Below are 17,956 nucleotides of genomic sequence, written 5' to 3' on the forward strand. Positions count from 1 at the left end.
CCTTGTCTGGCGGGCCAGGCGGGTCACGTCTGCCTGAGCCACGCCCCCAGCATAGGGCTGGGAATTAAACCGTTCAGTGCGGAAACAGACATAGCGGCGTTGCCGTCCAGTCGGCGCAACGTGCAGCCTGTCCTGTTTTTCGACCGCCCATCGCTCAGCCTGCTGCGCTCGCAGCGCAATTGCCTTATCGTTGGCAGTGCATAAGCGGAGCTGCGTTCGGTTTTTTTCGCACTGGAAACCACACTGAACCTGAGTGAGCCTGACCCCCACATCACCATGATCGACAACTTCATGCACCGATCCGTTCCCGTCGCCGCCCTGGCGCTGGCGCTGTTGCTGACCTTCTGGCTGCCGGCGCTGGCCCTTGCCGAAGAAAGTAACGTGCAGAAGAGCCCGCGCGCCACGGTGTCGCTGGTCAGCGACCATGCCGCCGTCAGCCCGGGGCAGCAGCTGCGCATCGGCCTGCGCCAGCGCCTGGCGCCGCACTGGCACACCTACTGGAAAAATCCCGGCGATGCGGGCTCGCCGCCGACGATCGACTTCAGCCTGCCTCAAGGGGTTAGCGTCGGCGAGATTGCCTGGCCGGGACCGGACCGCTTCATCGTCGGGCCGGTGGCCAGCTATGGCTACGAGAACGAGGTCGTCTTCCCGATGAGCCTGACCGTCCCGCAGGATGCGCGGCCCGGCAGTGAGCTCGTCATCGAGGCGAAGGCTGACTGGGTGGTCTGCGAGAAGGAGTGCATTCCCGAAGAGGGCAAGTTCCGCCTGACCCTGCCCGTGGAAGCGAGCGCACGCCCGGCCGGCGACGCGGTCCGCGCATCCTTCGCCGCGACGGATGCACGCCAGCCGCAAGCGGCACCCTGGAAGGCCACGCTTGCCGCCGGCGGGACGGCGCTGCAGCTTCGCGTCGAGGGCGCGGGCATCTCCCCGCAGTCCGTGCAGTCGGCCCTGTATTTCCCGGAAGGCTGGGGCGTGGTCGACCACGTCGCCGAGCAGCCGCTGAAGGTGGAGCAGGGCGCGATGACCCTGACGCTGCAAAAAGGCCAGGGCTATGCGCCCGGGCCGGCGCCGGGACTGCTGGCGGTGACCGACGGCGGCGGGCAGAAACGCTGGTTCGCGCTGGAGCTCCCGGCCGCTGCCGCCCCTGACGCCGCCCCCGCCACCGCTGCCGACACACCCGCCAGCCTGCCGCTGTGGCAGATGGCCGCCTTTGCCTTCCTCGGCGGGCTGATCCTGAACCTGATGCCCTGCGTGTTTCCCGTCCTGGCGATCAAGGCCACGGCCGTGGCAGGCATGTCCGGCGGCGACCGCCGCGCCGTGCGCCTGTCCGGCGTGTTCTATACCCTGGGCGTGCTGGCCGCCTTCATGGCGCTGGCGCTGGCCTTGCTCGCGGTGCGCGCGGGCGGCAGCGCCGTCGGCTGGGGCTTCCAGTTCCAGTCGCCGCTGTTCGTCGCGGCCATGTGCTGGCTGATGCTGGCGATCGGCCTGAATCTGTCCGGCGTGTTCGAGGTGGGCGGCTCGCTGGCCGGCACGGGCCAGGGCCTGGCCGAACGCAAGGGCCACGCGGGCAGCTTCTTTACCGGCTTGCTGGCGGTGGTGGTGGCGACGCCCTGCACCGCGCCCTTCATGGGCGCAGCCATCGGTTCGGCGCTGGTGGCGCCGGCCTACGTCAGCCTCGTCGTGTTCGCCATGATGGGCCTTGGCCTGGCCCTGCCTTTCCTCTTGCTGGGACTCTTCCCGGCCGTGGCGGGGCGCCTGCCGCGGCCCGGCCTGTGGATGGTCAGGCTGCGCCAGGCCATGGCCTTCCCGATGTACGCCACGGCGGCCTGGCTGCTGTGGGTGGTGGCCCAGCAGGCGGGCGAAGCGGGCCTGCGCATGGCATTGGCCGGCACCGTGCTGGTCGGGCTGGTGGCGTGGCTGGCCGGCCTGAGCCAGCATGGCGCCAAGAGGCCGTGGTGGCCGCGTGGCGCGGCGCTGGTAGGCGTCGCCGGACTGCTTGGCCTGATGACCGCCCTGCATGTGACGGAGCCGGCGGCGGCGTCGGCTCCGCAGGCTAAGAATGCGGAACCGTACAGCGCCGAGCGGCTTGCCAGACTGCGGGCCGAGGGCAAGCCGGTGTTCGTCAACATGACCGCCGCCTGGTGCATCACCTGCCTGGTCAACGAGCGCACGACCCTGTCGACTGCCGCCGTGCAGCAGGCCATGCAGGACGGCGGCGTGGTCTACATGAAGGGCGACTGGACCAAGCGCGATCCGGCCATCACCGCTTTTTTACAATCGTTCCAGCGCGACGGCCTGCCGTTCTACGCGTTTTACGCGCCCGGCAGGGAACCGGTGGTGCTGCCGCCGGTGCTGACGCAGGCGATCGTTACCGAGTCGTTCAAGCAGTCATCCAGGAAGTAAGCCAAATAGCTTTTCCCGGTCGTTAACCACGTACTTTTCAAGGAGGGGTTTCATGAATAGTCTTCCACGCCGCGCGATGCTGCGCACCACCGCACTGACGGCAGCCCTGGCCGGCGCCGGCCTGATGTTCGCCGCCCCGGCCATGGCCGCACCCGCGGTCGGCCAACCCGCGCCTGCCTTCACGGCGGTCGACAGCAAGGGCCAGCAGCACAAGCTGGCCGATTTGAAGGGCAAGGTCGTCGTGCTGGAATGGACCAACAACGAGTGCCCCTACGTGAAGAAGCACTACGGCGCGTCGAACATGCAGAACCTGCAGAAGCAGGCGAAGGGCGCGGGCGTCGTCTGGCTGAGCGTGATCTCCTCGGCGCCCGGCGAGCAGGGCCATGTCACCGGCGCCAAGGCCGACGAGCTGACCGCCAGCCGCAATGCGGCGCCGACCGCGGTCCTGCTGGACCCGCAAGGCGCCATCGGCAAGGCCTACGACGCGCGCACCACGCCGCACATGTTCGTGATCGACGCCAAGGGCATCCTGCGCTACGCGGGCGGCATCGACAGCATCGCGTCGGCCAAGGCGGCGGACATCGAGAAGGCCGATCCGCTCTTCAAGACTGCGCTGGAATCGGTGCTGAAGGGCGAGAACGTCGCGCAAGCCGTCACGCGGCCGTATGGCTGCAACGTGAAGTACAAGTCCTGAGGCGGCAGCGGGACGGTGGGCCGGCGCCTCTCTTGAAGAGCCAGGCTCCGGCCCCAGCTTGTGTTGTCATCAATTCAAGCGGATCCGCCATGCTCTTTCCCCGTCATCCCAGGCCCGTCGTCGACGGCCGCGCCGTTGCTGTGCAGGTGGTACAGCAGAAGGTGGCGCGCGAAGCCTGCCCGAACGTGCTGGTCGCCGCGCCCAAGGACGATCCGGTCAAGGCCGGCGCGCCCAGCGCTGCGCCAGCACCGCGCACACCATCAGCTGGATCTGGTGGAACAGCATCACCGGCAGGATGATCATCCCCAGCGCCGAGGGCGCGAACAGCACCTTCGCCATCGGCACGCCGCTGGCCAGGCTTTTCTTCGAGCCGCAGAACACGATCGTGATCTCGTCCTCTTTTGAAAAGCCGAGGCGGCGGCTGGTCCAGGTGGCCAGGCCCAGCGCGACGGCCAGCATCAGGCAGCTGATTGCGATCAGCGTGGCGAGCGTCGCGCCGGAGATGTGCTGCCACAGGCCCTCGACCACGGATTCGCTGAAGGCGGTGTAGACCACCAGCAGGATCGAGCCCTGGTCGACGTAGCGCAGCACCGGCTTGTGGCGGTCGACGAAGGCGCCGATCCAGGGGCGCAGCAGCTGGCCGGCGATGAAGGGCAGCAGCAGTTGCTGGACGATCTTCATGACCTGATCGAAGCCGCCGCTGGCGCCCGCGCTTTGCAGCATGAGGGCGCCCACCAGCAGGGGCGTGAGGAAGATGCCGATGAAGTTCGAGGCCGAGGCGCTGCAGACGGCCGCGGCGACGTTGCCGCGCGCGAGGGCGGTGAGCGCGATCGAGGATTGCACGGTCGAGGGCAGCACGCACAGGAACAGGATGCCCATGTACAGCTCGGGCGTGAGCAGCGACAGCGCCAGCGGCTTGAGCGCCAATCCCATCAGCGGGAACATGACGAAGGTCGAGGCCAGCACCAGCAGGTGCAGGCGCCAGTGCGCGATCCCGGCCAGCAGCGCTTCGCGCGAGAGCTTGGCGCCGTGCAGGAAGAACAGCAGGCCGATGGCCACGGTGGTGACGTCGCCCAGCACCTCGGCCACCTGGCCGCTGGCGGGCAGCAGGCTCGCCAGCAGGACCATCCCCAGCAGGGCGATCGTGAAGGCGTCCAGCGCGAGGCGGCGCATGGCGGTGGAGAGGAGGGTGGCGAGGCGTCCCATGGCGTTCTTTCGTTGCATGCCCAACGGGCGAATCGCCCATTCTAGCGGTAAGCGCGGCGCGGCGCCGGCTGCGGCATCGCAGCATCGGCGCGACCCGTATTGACGCCAAAAAAACCGTTTTCGCCCTCCGGCAACCGGGCTATACTCGCCGTTTTGTTTTCACTCATCCGGGGTCCTACCTTGTTCAAATCGATCGTCCTTCCCGTTGCCCTCCTGGGCGTGGCCGGCCATGCCGTCGCCGACGAAGGCCAGTGGCAGCCGCACCAGCTGCCGCAGCTGAAATCCGAACTCAAACGCATCGGCATCACGATGCCGGCCGAGAAGCTGGCGGACCTGTCGAAGCACCCGATGAGCGCGATCGTGTCGCTGGGCGGCTGCTCGGCCTCCTTCGTGTCGCCCGACGGCCTGGTGGTCACCAACCACCACTGCGCCTACGGCGCCATCCAGCGCAACGCGACCCCGGAAAAGAACTACATCGTCGACGGCTTCCTCGCGAAGACCCGCGCCGAAGAACTGCCGGGCGGCCCGAACACCCTCGTGTACGTCACCGAGAAGGTCGAGAATGTGACCGACCGCGTGCTGAAGGACCTGGGCGCGAACATGTCCGGCCGCGAGCGCAACGAGGCGATCTCCTCGCGCATCAAGGCCCTGATCGCCGAGTGCGAGAGCGACAAGGCCTACCGCTGCTCGGTGCCGGCCTTCCACCGCGGCCTCGAGTACTACCGCATCAAGCAGCTGATGATCCGCGACGTGCGCCTGGTGCATGCGCCGTCGGACAAGATCGGCAACTTCGGCGGCGACATCGACAACTACGAGTGGCCGCGCCAGACCGGCGACTACAGTTTCCTGCGTGCCTACGTCGGCCCGGACGGCCGCCCGGCCGACCCGTCGCCGAACAACGTGCCGTATAAGTCGAAGGACTTCCTGGTGGTCTCCGCCGAAGGCCTGAAGAACGGCGACCCGATCCTGCTGGCCGGCTACCCGGGCCGCACCAGCCGCTACAAGTTGCCGTCCGAAATCCGCTTCGCGCGCGACGTCGACCTGCCGGGCAAGGCCGCGACCATCACGGCCGACCTGGAAACGATCGCCGCTGCTACCCGCGGCAACGCCGCCTGGGAGGTGCGCTATGCCAGCGTCGCCAAGAGCCTGAACAACGTCCTCAAGAAGAGCCAGGGCCTGCTCGACGGCTTCGCGCGCAAGGACATTGCGTCCATCAAGGACGTGCAGGACGCCGAGTTCCGCAGCTGGTACGAGAAGAACGGCGCCCGCAACGGCAACGGCAAGACGCTGCTGGCCGACCTCGATGCCGTGATCGCGCTCGACATGGCGCTCGCACGCGAAGAGGGCGCCTACGGTGAAGCCACCCACAGCGACCTCCTGAAGAGCGCGCGCACCCTGTACCGCCTGGCGCAGGAACGCCAGAAGCCGGACGCCCAGCGCGAGACCGGCTACCAGGAACGCGACCTGTCCTTCATCAAGGCCCGCCTGACCCGCCTCGAGCAGTCCTTCGTCCCGGCCGTCGACCGCGCCCGCTGGGCCGCGGCGCTGACCCGCTACGCGAAGATCGACGGGAAGCTGCATCCGCAAGGCCTGGACGGCCTGGTCCCGAGCCCGAACCAGCTCGACGGCTTCTACAAGGGCACCGAACTGGCCGACACCGCCAGGCGCCTCGCCTGGATGGGCCAGGACGTGGAAGCCTTCCGCAAGTCGAACGACCCGTTCATCCAGCTGGCCGTGCGCCTGAACGACGTCGCGGCGAAGCTCGAGGAGCGCCGCAAGGAAGTCGACGGCAACCTCGACCGCACCATCCCGCAATACATGTCGGCCGTGATCGCCTACCGCAAGTCGCAGGGCAAGCCGGTCTACCCGGACGCCAACTCGACCCTGCGCGTCACCTACGGCACCGTCTCGCCGTACTCGCCGCGCGACGGCCTGGTCAAGGGTCCGTTCACGACGGTCGAGGGCATCGTCGAAAAGGAAACCGACAAGGACCCGTTCCTGGTCCCTGCAACGCTGAAGAAAGCCGTCCTGGAAAAGCGCTATGGGGTGTTCAAGGACCCGGTGCTGAACACGGTGCCGGTCAACTTCCTGTCGAGCGCCGACACCACCGGCGGCAACTCCGGTTCGGCCGTCATGAACAAGCGCGGCGAACTGGTCGGCCTGAACTTCGATTCGACCTATGAGTCGATCACCAAGGACTGGTACTTCGACACCGCGATCACGCGCGCGATCCACGTCGACATCCGCTACATGCTGTGGGTGATGAAGGAAGTCGACGGCGCCGACAACCTGCTCAAGGAAATGACGATCAAGTATCCGAAGAAGTAAGCGGCGGGATCGTTGACACCACAGCGGCGCCTTCGGGCGCCGTTTTTTTTGCGACGGCGCGGCCTACACGGCACGCAACTGGGCCGCCATCGCCAGCACGTCCATCATCAGCTCGCTCAAGCCATCCCACACGATCTGCACGCCGAGGCAGAGCAGGATGAAGGCGGTCAGGCGCAGGAAGACGGCCGTTCCCGCGTCGCCGATCAGGCGCAGGAAGTGTTCGCCGTAGCGAAACGCGAGATACAGCAGCACCCCGATGATGGCCAGCGCGAGCAGGGCGCCGCTCATGCGCGCCAGCGAGATCACGAGCCGGACGTCGTGCAGGGAGACGCCGACCGTGATGGCGACCGAGATCGAGGCCGGGCCGCAGCTGATCGGGAAGGTCAGTGGATAAAAGGCCTGGCGGTGGGCATGGTCCGCCGTGAAGCTTTCGGCGAGGGCGACCCGGCTGTCGGGCGTGCTGGGCGAGGCGCTGAGCAGGCGCCAGGCCACCGAAGCGAGCAGCAGGCCGCCGCCGACGCGCACGATGGGCAGGGAGATGCCGAAGAAATCGAGGACATAGGACCCGACCAGCATCGAACCCGTCATCAGCCAGAACATGTTGCGCGCAATGCGGCGCGCGAGCAGGGTGCGCGTCGCCGGCGATGCGCCATCGGTCAGGCTCAGGAAGATCGGCGCCGTCGCCGCCGGGTTCAGGATGGGCAGCATGGTCGCCAGGACGAAGAGGAAGGCCTTGCCGGCTGCCAACAGGAGCTCGGTTGTCACAGTCGATGCGCTCGTTTGTCTTGCATGGAAAATCCCGGGGGGCGGCGGCTCAAGGTCGTCGATCCGGGGCGCCGGAACGGCCTCCGGCGGCGTCGCCAGTGCGCCGGGCCAGTGCGCGCTGTTTCTGCTCGCGCGCAATCCAGTCCTCGATCGCGCGGCGCGCGCGCCTTTCGGTGGCCTTCTCGCGCAGGGCTTCCAGGCTGAGCACGCGGTAGAGTCCCACCATCACCGCGATCATCAAGAGCGCGAAGGGCAGGGCAGCGACCGTGATCAGGGTCTGCAGGGCGTCCAGGCCGCCGGCCATCAGCATGGCGGCGGCGATCAGCGCGATCGCGATGCCCCAGGCGAACTTGCGTCCCAGCGTTGGATCGCCGGCCGTCTCGCTCGACATCGAACCGAGCACCAGCACCGCGGAATCGGCCGAGGTCACGAAGAAGATCACCAGCAGCACGATGCTCAGGCCCGACAGGATGCCGGAGAGCGGCAGGGCATCGTACATGCGGAACAGGACCGTCTCATAGCCGGCTGCCAGCGCCCCGGCCATGTCGACGCCGCCGAACAGCTGCGCCCACAGCGCGGTGCCGCCGAAGGTGGCGAACCAGGCGAAGCCGAGCAGGCTCGGTGCGACCACCACGCCCAGCACGAACTCGCGCACCGTGCGCCCGTAGGACACCCGCGCGATGAACGAGCCCACGAACGGGGACCAGGAGATCCACCAGGCCCAGTAGAAGATGGTCCACTCGGCCACCCAGGGGTTGGCGGAGTACGGGGCCATGCGCAGGCTCATTTCGATCAGGTGGTCGAGGTAGCTGCCCAGCGAGGTGGTGAAGGCATCGAAGATGAATCCGGTCGGCCCGAGGATCGCCACGGCCACCAGCAGGAACGCGGCCAGCGCCAGGTTGGCGCTCGAGAGCCACTTGACGCCGCGCTCGACGCCGCTGGCGCTCGAGGCCATGTACATGACGAAGCACACGCCGATCACCGTCAGCTGCATGCCCAGGCCGCTGGGCAGGCCGAACACCCGGGTCATGCCGGCGCTGATCTGCATGGTGCCGAAACCGAGGGTGGTGGCCACGCCGATCGCCGTCGCCACCACGGCGACGATGTTGACCAGCTTGCCGATCCAGCCGAGGTGGCGGTCGCCGATCAGGGGCTGCAGCAGGTCGCTGATCATGCCGCGGCCATTGCGGTTGTACTGGAACCAGGCGATGGCGAGCCCCATCAGGCCGTAGATGGCCCAGGGGTGCAGTCCCCAGTGGAAGAAGGTGTAGCGCATCGCCGCGCTGGCCGCCTGGGGCGTCATCGGCGGCAGCCGCTCCGGCGGCTTGGTCAGGTGCGAGATCGGCTCGGCGGCGCCCCAGAACACCAGGCCGATGCCCATGCCGGCGGCGAACAGCATCGCCAGCCAGGCGGCATTCGAGAACTGGGGCTCGGCGTCGCGCCCGCCGATGCGCAGCCGCGCCGTGGGGCCGAAGGCGAGCCAGCCGAGGAAGACCAGGGTGAGGAAAACGATCAGCAGGTAGAGCCAGCCGGCGTTCTGGATGATGGCGGCAAGCGCCGCATCGCTGGCCGCTTCGAAGGGTTTCGGCGCGAGTCCCGCGGCTACTGCCAGCGCGAAGATCAATAACAGTGAAATACGAAAAACCATATGTGTTCCTGACGGAGTTTGGTTGCAGTCCGGACAGGCAGACCTGGCAGTGAAAGCGGCCTTCCCAGGCCCGCAGCGTGTGCCGCAAGCGAAACGGTAAAACGATGGGGACGCAAGCCGCCACCGGCCACCATGCAGGATGGATGTTTTAAAAGAATAGCATTTATCGCAAGAATGCCGCTTCCGGGGCGCCGGCTGTCGTGCGCGGACGGCCACGGGGGGTATGCAGCGGAAACGGTCTTCCTGAACCTTATCGGCCGTCGTGGAGGTGTGCCGGGGCCGGCGCGGACGCGCCGGCAAAGCGGACAGTGAAGCGCGTTTCACCTTCGCCGGTCGAGCCCAATGCATATGCGAAGCCGTGCCGCGTCAGCACCTCGCGCACGAACATCAGGCCGATGCCCTGGCCGCCCGGCTTGGTGGTGAAGAAGGGCGTGAACAGCTGGCGCGGCGCCACTTCGCCGAGCAGGTCGGCCGAGTCGCTGACCGAAAGCAGCACCTCGCCGTCCTCGGCCGCCAGGGCCAGGTGCACGTGGCCGCCGGGGACGCCCTGGGCCTGGCGCGCCGCCACTGCCTCGATCGCATTCTTGACGATGTTGAGCAGCGCCTGTTCGATCAGCTGGGCGTCCATCGGCAGCGGTTCGATGTCGTCGCAGCGTTGCCAGCGCAGGTCGATGCCGCGGCTGGCGCAGCCTTCGCGGTTGAGCCAGAGGATGTCGTCGACGATGGCGCGCAGGCTGGCGGGGCGCAGGTCCGGCTCCGGCATCTTGACCACCCGCGTGAAGCGGTCGATGAATTCGCCCAGGCTGGCGTTGCGGCGCCGGACCGCGACCACGGCCGTCGAGAAGTCGGCGGCGTCCTGCTCGCGCAGCTGGTCGCGGTAGAACAGCAGCGAATCGAGCACCGAGCAGGTGGCGGCGACGGTGTTGTTGACCTCGTGCGCGAGCACCCGCACCAGCCTGGCGTAGGTGGCGCGTTCCGAGTCTTCCAGTTCCGCGGTCAGCTCCTCGACGATCAGGAAGTGGCGCGCGAAGCCGCGGTCGTAGAACTGCCCGCGCTGGGCGCGGTAGCGGCGCGCATCGAGGTCGGTGAGGAGGCGGCTTTCGCCCGGCGCCAGGGTGTCGAGCTGGGCGACCAGGTCGCGCTGGCGTTCGTGCGTACGCGGGAGCGGAGAGGCCGATTCGGCTCCCAGCAAGTGTGCCAGCGTCTTGCCCTGCGGCTGGTCCAGTCCCAGCAGCGCGGCGGCGCTGGCGTTCACCAGGCTGATGGCGCCGTCGAAGTCGAACACCAGCACCGCGCTCGGCGTCGCTTCCAGCAAACGGTCGAGCAGCGCCTGCTGCTCGCCGGCGGCCAGGCGCTCGCGGTGCAGGGCCGCGAGCATGGTGTTGAACATCGCGACCAGTTCGCCCAGTTCGCCCGAGCGCGGCGAGGCCAGGCGGTTGGCGTAGTTCTGGTCCTGCAGCAGGTCGTGGAAACGCCGGGTGTAGTCGAGCGGCTCGAGGGCATGGCGCAGCAGCCGCAGGCCGATGCCCAGGCTGATCAAGAGCAGCAGCTCGGCGCCGACGAACAGGGCCGGCTGTTCGGGAAGCAGCAGGCCGGCGCAGGCGAAGGGCACCAGGTGCAGCGCGAGGATGTAGGCGCCCAGCCGCCGGCGCAGGCTCACGCGTCGGTCCCGGCGCCCGGCTCGCCGCCGTACTCTCCCAGGCCGTGCCGTTCCAGCCGCCGGTACAGCGCCGTGCGCGACAGGCCGAGCGCCTTGGCTACCCGCGAGATGTTGCCGGCGTGCTGGCCAAGGGCCTGCTCGATCATGTGGCGCTCCACCTGTTCCAGCGTCATGCCGTCCACGCCCAGGCGCGCCGCGCCGTTGCCTGCGCCGCCTTCCTCGAGCTGGCCGGCGGCGATGAAATCGGCCTGGGTCAGCTGCGCCTTGTCGACCAGGAGCAGGGTGCGTTCCAGGGTCTGCTTGAGCTGGCGGATGTTCCCCGGCCAGGGCTGGGCCACCAGCCAGTCGAGCGCCTGGCCGGTGAGCGTGACCTCGCCCAGACCGTAGCTCTCGGCGACCTTGCCCACGATGTGCCGCGCCAGCAGCGGGATGTCGCCGCGCCGCTCGCGCAGCGGCGGCAGGCGGATGGTGATCAGGTTCAGGCGGTAGAACAGGTCTTCGCGGAATTCGCCGGCGGCGACCAGTTCGGCCAGTTCGCGGTTGGTGGCCGAGACCACGCGCACGTCCGCCTGCTCGCTGCGGCTGGCGCCGACCGGCTGGTAGCGCCCGTCCTGCAGCACGCGCAGCAGCTTGACCTGGTCGCCGCGGTTCAGTTCTCCGATCTCGTCGAGGAAGAGCGTGCCGCCCTCGGCGCTGGCGACGTGGCCCTGGCGGTCGCTGCGTGCATCGGTGAAGGCCCCGCGCACGTGGCCGAACATCTCGCTCTCGAACAGGGACGAGGTGATCGCGCCCATGTTGATCTTGACGATGGGGCGCGCCGCGCGCGGGCTGTTGCGGTGGATCGCGTCGGCCACCAGTTCCTTGCCGGTGCCGCTTTCGCCCAGGATCAGCACCGAGGCGCGGGTGCGCGCGACCTGGCCGATGGTCGAAAGCACGCGCAGCAGCTTCGGGTGTTCGCCGACGATGTCGCCGAAATCGAAGCTGGCGTCGAGCGTGCGCCGCGATTTTTTGGTAGCCGGCGATGGGCTCGCATCGTCCGATGCCAGCGCATCGCCGGCCAAGTCCAGCGTGGCGCGCACCAGCTCCACGAGTTGCGCGTTGTCCCAGGGCTTGGTAAAGAAGTTGGCGGCGCCGGCCTTGATGCCGGCCACCGCCAGGCCGATCGAGCCCCAGGCCGTCATCAGGAGCACCGGCAGCGCCGGGTGGCGTTCGCGCAGCTGCGCCAACAGGGCCAGGCCTTCCTCGCCGCCCGTCTGCAGCGAGAAGTTCATGTCCTGCAGGACCAGGTCGACCAGCCGTCCTTCGCTTTCCTCGCGCGCCAGCAGCGCGAGGGCGTCGGGCGCGCTGGCGGCGCGCAGCGGTTCGTAACCCGATTGCTTGAGCAGCAGGGCGAGCGAGGCCTGGACGGCCGCGTCGTCGTCGACGACCAGGATACGCGGGGAGGGGGAAGCTTGCATCGGTGGTGATGGATCCTATTCGTAGTGCAGCGCTTCGGTCGGGCTCAGGCGGCTGGCGCGCCAACCCGGATACACCGCGCACACGGAGGATATCAGATAGATCACGGCCGTCGCCAGTGCCGCGGCCCCGCCGAAGACCGTCCAGTTCAGGCTCTCGCCGAGGGCGCCCGTGAGCGGCAGCTGCACCAACAGGACCAGGCCGAGCAGGATCGCGGCGGAGCTGAGCATGAACTGTTCGGCGATGATCTGGCGGTAGATCTGGCCGGCGCTGGCGCCGATCGCGCGCCGCAGCCCGATCTCGGGGATGCGCTGGGTGGTGTTCTGCCAGAGCGCGCCGAACAGGCCGAAGGCGACCATCAGCAGCATGAAGGCGGCGATCACGGCGACCACCAGCAGGGGCGTCGTCTGGTTGCGCAGCATGGTCGCGCGCTGCGAGGACAGCGGGGAAATCTGGTACGACCAGTCGTTCCTGACCAGCTTCAGGCGGCGGTTCAGGCGCGTCTCGAAACTGCGCTCGGTGCCGGGTTGTACCTTCAGCAGCATGGTGCGGATGTCGCGCTCGTTCTTGCCGGCCTCGAAGCGCAGGAAGGCGAAGTTGACCGGGGCCGCCAGCTCGCCCTTCTGGCGGAACTCGTCGACGATGCCGACCACCCGGTAGCGCGTCTCCTGCTTCGGTCCTTCGCCGTCGCGGAACTGCTGGCCGAGCGCGCGCTCGCCGGGGAACATGGCTTCGGCCATGCGCCGGTTGATCACGGCCGGGCGCTCGGCGGCGCCGTTGTCCAGCTGCGAGAACCAGCGGCCCTCGACCAGCTTCAGGCCCAGCACGGAGGCCAGCCTGTCGTCGGCCTCGAGCAGCTCGGTGTCGACCGACTTGTCGTTCCCGCGCCGCAGGTCGCTGGAATGGGTCGACATCGCGTACGGCTCGAAGCCGGCGAACGCGACCCCGCGCACTTCCGGCAGCTCGGCCAGGCTGCGCCGGAAGCCCTCGTAGACGCCCTCGTCGAAGCGCGTCTTGCCGTTGTCGCCGGCCTGGATCGTGACCGACCAGACGTCGGCGCCGTCGAAGCCGAGCGGCATGTCGTAGAGCTGGCTGTAGCGCACGCCGAAGGCGGCGACGGCGAAGACGATGCAGAAGGCGAGCAGGATCTCGAGGCTCAGCATCAGGTTCCTGGACTTGCGCTTCCAGGTCAGTTGCAGCAGGTGGCGGAACATCAGCGGGCTCCCTTCAGGGCGTGGACGGGGTCGAGGCGCGACATCTTCCAGGCAGGCAGGACGCCCGAGACGAGGCCGAAAACGGTGGCGATCAGCATGCCCCAGCCGAAGACGGCCAGGTTCAGGTCGACCTGCAGGTAGGGGATCAGGCCGGCGTTCTCGATCCACGCCAGCACGCCGGCGGTGGCGCCCAGCGCCAGCAGGCCGCCGGCCAGGCACAGCAGGATGTTCTCGATCACGAGCTGCACGGCGAGCTGGCGGCTGGTGGCGCCGAAGGCCTTGCGCACGCCGATCTCCGCGCGCCGCTCCATGATGCGCCCGGTGTTCAGGTTGACCAGGTTCAGCGCCGGCAGCAGCATGAACACGACCATCGCCACGGCGATGACCGTCAGCAGCAGGCCGGCGCCGGACTCGGCCACCTCGTCGCTGCCGACCGTCAGGCGGGCGAACAGATCGAGCTTGCTGTCGGCCCAGAAGCGGATCGTCTTCCACTGCTTCGGGTCGTCGGGCACCACGCCCTTCGCGATCCGGGCCACCTGTTCGCGGATGCGCGGCAGGTCGTCCGGGTGCGCAGCCAGCACCAGCGCGGTGAACATGCCGGTGAGGTCGTTGCGGTAGTCGCTGGAGGCGAAGGTGGTGATCGGCGCCCAGATGTCGGCGAAGGCGTTCAGGTGCATCGCATCCTCGACCACGCCGACGATCTCGAACTGCTGGCCACCGACGTCGAGGCGCTGGCCGATGGCGGCGCCGGCCCGGCCCGGGAACAGGCGCCGTGCGCTGCTCTCGTTGAGCACCGCGACCATGCGCCCGGCCTCGTCGTCGGCGCTGGTGGGCAGGCGCCCGGCCAGCAGGCGGAAGTCGAGGATTTTCCAGTAATCGGCATCGGCGCGGCGCATCTGCAGTTCGCTCACGCCGCCGCCCTGGTAGACCGACACCGGCGAGGGCAGGGTGACGGCGGCGACGCGCTCGACGCCCGGCATCGGCTTGAGGTACTTGTCGATCAGCTTGTAGCCGAGCGGGGTATTGCTGCGGCTGTCGCCGCCCGGGCTGTCCATGCGCATCATGAACACTTGCAGGAAGCGGTCGCTTCTGCCCTCGACGCCGGACGGGCGGAAGGCCGTCTCCAGCAGCGAGGCGATCACCATCAGCACGACCAGCGTGATCACGATGCACAGCAGGTTGATGAGGGTGAACAGCTTGCGGCGCATGAAGACCTTGCAGGCGGTCAGCAGGTAGTTGCGGAACATGGCGGCCCCCGGATCAGGCGACCAGCTGGCCGTCGAACACGCGCACGATGCGGTTGGTGCGGCGCGCCTCGCGTTCGTCGTGGGTGACCATGACCACCGTCGTGCCTTCCTGGTTCAGCTTGAGCAGGATGTCCATGACTTCCTCGCCCATCTTGCTGTCGAGGTTACCGGTGGGCTCGTCGGCCAGCAGCACCTGCGGCCGGCCGACGATGGCGCGCGCGATCGCCACGCGCTGCTGCTGGCCGCCCGAGAGCTGGTTCGGGTAGTGGTCCATGCGCGCGCCCAGGCCGACCCGTTCCAGCGCCTCGCGCGCCAGGCGGCGGCGCTCCGCACGGTCCATCTTCCTGTACAGCAGAGGCAGTTCGACGTTGTCGATCACGCGCAGGTCCGGGATCAGGTGGAAGCTCTGGAAGATGAAGCCGAAGGTGCTGTTGCGCAGCTGGGCCACCTGCTTGTCGCGGTAGCGCGTAATCGGCGTGCCCTGCACCTCGATGCTGCCCTGGCCCGGCCGGTCGAGCAGGCCGATCAGGTTCAGCAGGGTGCTCTTGCCGCAGCCGCTGGGGCCCATCATGGCGACGAATTCTCCCTGCTTCACGTGCAGGTCGACGTCCTTGAGCGCCAGGGTTTCCACCTTGTCGGTGCGGTAGGTCTTGCTCACTTTGCTCAGTCGAATCATGGCGTTCCCTTGTTGTATGTTGTTAGTTCGCGATGCGGATGCTGTCGCGGTCGGCGAATGCCCGCGTGTCGGAGACGATGAAGCGGTCGCCCGCGCGGGCGCCGGCCACTACCTCGACCAGCTGGCCGTCGCCGCCGCCCAGCTGCAGCGTGGTCTTGCGGGCGAGGCCGTCCTCGACCACGAAGGCCGCCTGGCGCCCGCTGCCGTTGAAGGCGGCGCCGGCGTCGAGCACCAGCGCGCCGCTCTTTTTCGCGGTGACGATGTTGACGTCGACGCGCATCTTGTTGCGCAGCAGCGGGTTGTGCGGCTGCGCCAGGTCGACCAGCAGCTTGACGGTGCCGTTCTGGATCTCGGGCAGGATGGTGGCGACCTGGCCGGCCAGGACCTCGCCGTTCTGTTCGACGCGGACCTGCTGGCCCGGCGCCAGCAGGCGCGCATGGAAGTCCGACAGCGTGGCCTCGACCCGGTAGTTGCTCAGCTCCGAGACGCGCGCCAGCAGCTGGCCGGCGCCGACGCTGGCGCCTTCTTCCTGCACCAGCGAGGTCAGCATGCCGGCGAAGGGCGCGACCACGCGCGCCTGGGCCAGCATCCGCTCCTTCTGGGCGATCTGTTTTTTCAGGATGGCTTTCTGCAGGTTGGCCGCGTCGACGCTGCCGGCCGTGGCGCGCCGGCTGTCCGCGATCAGTTCGCGCTGCTGGCGCAGCTGGATCTCGGTGCGCTTGACGTTCAGTTCCGCGCCCAGCAGGTCTTCGCCCGACACCAGCCCGCTCTGGCGCAGCTTCTGGTTGCGCTCGTGGCGGGCGCGCGCCGAGAGCAGGTCGAGTTCGAGCAGTTCGATGCTGCTGGTGAGCTGCTTGCGCTTCTGGTCGAGATCGACCGCCAGCGCGTCGATGCGGTTTTCCTGTTGCGCGAGCTGCTCCTGGAGGGCGTCGAGCGCGAGGCGGATTTCGCGGTCGTCGAGTTCGAGCAGCAGCTCGCCCTTGGCCACCTGCTGTCCGGGCTTGGCATGGACCCGGGACACGCGGCTCGCCACCGGGCTGGCGACGACTTCCTCGTGCACGGGGATGACGACGCCGGCCGCATTGACGGTGTTGGCGATGTCGGCACGGCGCACGACCGAGACGTTGACGTCGGCGGCGTCGAGGCTGGGGCGCAGCACGCGGTTCAGGCCCCAGGCGGCGCCGAGGAGGCCGGCGAGCAGCAGCAGGCTGGACGCCAGGCGGATGTGCCGGCGGCGGCGCAGGAAGGCGGGATCGAGGGCTTGGTCCATGGTGATCGGGTCAGTAGTCTTGCCCCTTCTATTGCAAGGGCCGTGCCAGCCCGTTTTGCCCCGTGGGCGCGGGTTGGGAAGGGGGCTGGCTGCCCGGCGGCGGGCAATCGTGTCCGGATCCGGACAGTGGCGCTTGCGCAATCGGGCCTGCTCTCGGATAATCGCCTGCTGACCTTCGCCTGTTGCTTGCAAACGCCGCGTCGCAACCGATGCCGCCGCCGCCCGCGGCGGCCCCGCCTTTCCCTCACACCGCGCATGAACGACACCATTGCCGTACTTGGCCTGAGCACCACCCCGCTGGAACTGATCTCGTTTGCCCTCGCGGTGACGACCGTCCTCCTCAACATCCGCCAGAACCACTGGGCCTGGCTGTTCTCGATCGCGTCTTCAGGCACCTACGCCGTCGTCTTCTTCGACGCCCGCCTGTACGGCGACAGCGGCCTGCAACTGGTGTTCATCGCCGCATCCATCTGGGGCTGGAGCCAGTGGCTGCGCGGCGCCGGCGAGACCCGCCTGACGGTGACGCGCCTGGGCGGCGCCGGCTGGGCCTGGGCGATCGCAGCCTGGGGCGCGGCCTACCTGGCGCTGTCCTGGTTCCTGGCGACGTACACCAACACCGACGTGCCGCACACCGACGGTTTTCTCACGGCCGGCAGCCTGGTCGGCCAGCTCCTGCTGGCGCGTAAGAAAGTCGAGAACTGGCATGTGTGGATCATCGTCGACGTGCTCTATGTGGGCCTGTACGTCTACAAGGACCTGTACGTGACGGCGGTGCTGTACGCGGTGTTCGTGCTGCTGGCCGCGCGTGGGCTGCGGGCGTGGAGCAATATCGCAGGGGTGGACAAATGAGCGGCGTGCTGCGCATCGCCGTGCTGGGCGCCGAGTCCTCCGGCAAGTCGACCCTGTGCGAAGTGCTGGCCCGGGCCCACGATACGCTCTGGGTGCCGGAGTACCTGCGCGAGTTCGTGGACACGCATGGGCGCGTGCCCTGCGAATCCGACCAGTTCGGGATTGCGCGCACCCAGCAGGAGCGCGAGGACGCGGCGGCGGCACGCGCCAGGCGTTTGCTGTTCTGCGACACGACGCCGCTGATGACGGCGCTCTACAGCCGCGTGTACTGGGGAAGGGTGGATGCGCAGCTCGACGCGCTGGCGGCCAGGCACGACTACGCGCTGACGCTGGTGACGGCGCCCGACCTGCCCTGGGTGCCGGACGGCCTGATGCGCGAATCGGAAGCGGTGCGCGCGCGGGTGTACGCGATGGTGGTGGAGGAACTGGACGCGCGCGGCATCCCCTTCGTGCTGGTGCAGGGAGACCTGGCGCAGCGGGTGCGGCAGGTGGAAGCGGCGTTGAAAGTCATCGCCGCGGTGTAGACGGCCGCGGGTTCCGG

The 17,956-nt window shown here is 68.4% G+C and carries 14 protein-coding genes; 5 read left to right on the forward strand and 9 right to left on the reverse strand.

The window, feature by feature from the left end:
• The first annotated feature begins 291 nt into the window (after positions 1-291).
• Together ACWCIA_RS12235 and ACWCIA_RS12240 are read left to right on the forward strand one after the other, a co-directional pair.
• Positions 292-2,403: a protein-disulfide reductase DsbD family protein gene (locus ACWCIA_RS12235; RefSeq protein ID WP_454163603.1), complete on the forward strand. Its 2,112-nt coding sequence runs from the start codon at positions 292-294 to the stop codon at positions 2,401-2,403.
• Between the two features lie 52 nt (positions 2,404-2,455).
• Positions 2,456-3,097, forward strand: coding sequence for a redoxin domain-containing protein (locus tag ACWCIA_RS12240; protein WP_454163604.1), 642 nt, complete (start codon positions 2,456-2,458; stop codon positions 3,095-3,097).
• Positions 3,098-3,313: 216 nt separating this feature from the next.
• Here the strand turns inward: ACWCIA_RS12240 and ACWCIA_RS12245 are convergent, their stop codons facing one another.
• The gene (locus ACWCIA_RS12245) at positions 3,314-4,303 is read right to left on the reverse strand and encodes a bile acid:sodium symporter family protein (protein WP_454163606.1); all 990 of its coding nucleotides are present in this window, start codon (positions 4,301-4,303) and stop codon (positions 3,314-3,316) included.
• A gap of 180 nt (positions 4,304-4,483) precedes the next feature.
• On the opposite strand from ACWCIA_RS12245, the gene ACWCIA_RS12250 reads away from it, so the two are divergent.
• Positions 4,484-6,631, forward strand: coding sequence for a S46 family peptidase (locus ACWCIA_RS12250; RefSeq protein WP_454163608.1), 2,148 nt, complete (start codon positions 4,484-4,486; stop codon positions 6,629-6,631).
• A gap of 63 nt (positions 6,632-6,694) precedes the next feature.
• On the opposite strand, the gene ACWCIA_RS12255 is transcribed toward ACWCIA_RS12250, so the two are convergent.
• The 8 genes from ACWCIA_RS12255 to ACWCIA_RS12290 all read right to left on the reverse strand — a co-directional run bounded on the left by ACWCIA_RS12255 (position 6,695) and on the right by ACWCIA_RS12290 (position 16,566).
• Positions 6,695-7,396: a MarC family protein gene (locus tag ACWCIA_RS12255; RefSeq protein ID WP_454163610.1), complete on the reverse strand. Its 702-nt coding sequence runs from the start codon at positions 7,394-7,396 to the stop codon at positions 6,695-6,697.
• 49 nt (positions 7,397-7,445) lie between these two features.
• Positions 7,446-9,044: a BCCT family transporter gene (locus tag ACWCIA_RS12260; RefSeq protein WP_454163612.1), complete on the reverse strand. Its 1,599-nt coding sequence runs from the start codon at positions 9,042-9,044 to the stop codon at positions 7,446-7,448.
• Between the two features lie 250 nt (positions 9,045-9,294).
• A complete protein-coding gene (locus tag ACWCIA_RS12265) occupies positions 9,295-10,704 on the reverse strand; it encodes a sensor histidine kinase (protein ID WP_454163614.1) in 1,410 nt (469 codons plus the stop codon).
• A complete protein-coding gene (locus tag ACWCIA_RS12270; protein WP_454163616.1) occupies positions 10,701-12,161 on the reverse strand; it encodes a sigma-54-dependent transcriptional regulator in 1,461 nt (486 codons plus the stop codon). The genes ACWCIA_RS12265 and ACWCIA_RS12270 overlap by 4 nt, the downstream gene beginning before the upstream one ends.
• Before the next feature lie 15 nt (positions 12,162-12,176).
• Positions 12,177-13,373 (reverse strand): ABC transporter permease, encoded by a 1,197-nt coding sequence (locus ACWCIA_RS12275; RefSeq protein ID WP_454163617.1) that lies wholly within the window; start codon positions 13,371-13,373, stop codon positions 12,177-12,179.
• Positions 13,373-14,620: an ABC transporter permease gene (locus ACWCIA_RS12280; protein WP_454163619.1), complete on the reverse strand. Its 1,248-nt coding sequence runs from the start codon at positions 14,618-14,620 to the stop codon at positions 13,373-13,375. The genes ACWCIA_RS12275 and ACWCIA_RS12280 overlap by 1 nt, the downstream gene beginning before the upstream one ends.
• A 13-nt stretch (positions 14,621-14,633) precedes the next feature.
• Complete coding sequence (locus tag ACWCIA_RS12285) at positions 14,634-15,296, reverse strand: ABC transporter ATP-binding protein (protein WP_454163621.1); 663 nt, start codon at positions 15,294-15,296, stop codon at positions 14,634-14,636.
• Between the two features lie 22 nt (positions 15,297-15,318).
• Positions 15,319-16,566, reverse strand: a complete 1,248-nt coding sequence (locus ACWCIA_RS12290; RefSeq protein ID WP_454163623.1) for an efflux RND transporter periplasmic adaptor subunit — start codon at positions 16,564-16,566, stop codon at positions 15,319-15,321.
• Between the two features lie 255 nt (positions 16,567-16,821).
• Here ACWCIA_RS12290 and pnuC point away from each other — a divergent pair, with 255 nt between their 5' ends.
• On the forward strand, positions 16,822-17,415 hold the full coding sequence (pnuC, locus tag ACWCIA_RS12295) for a nicotinamide riboside transporter PnuC (RefSeq protein ID WP_454163624.1): 594 nt from the start codon (positions 16,822-16,824) through the stop codon (positions 17,413-17,415).
• Positions 17,412-17,939: an AAA family ATPase gene (locus tag ACWCIA_RS12300; RefSeq protein WP_454163626.1), complete on the forward strand. Its 528-nt coding sequence runs from the start codon at positions 17,412-17,414 to the stop codon at positions 17,937-17,939. Before pnuC ends, ACWCIA_RS12300 begins: the two co-directional genes overlap by 4 nt.
• Positions 17,940-17,956: the final 17 nt, after the last annotated feature.

This window comes from Massilia sp. SYSU DXS3249 (assembly GCF_053668055.1).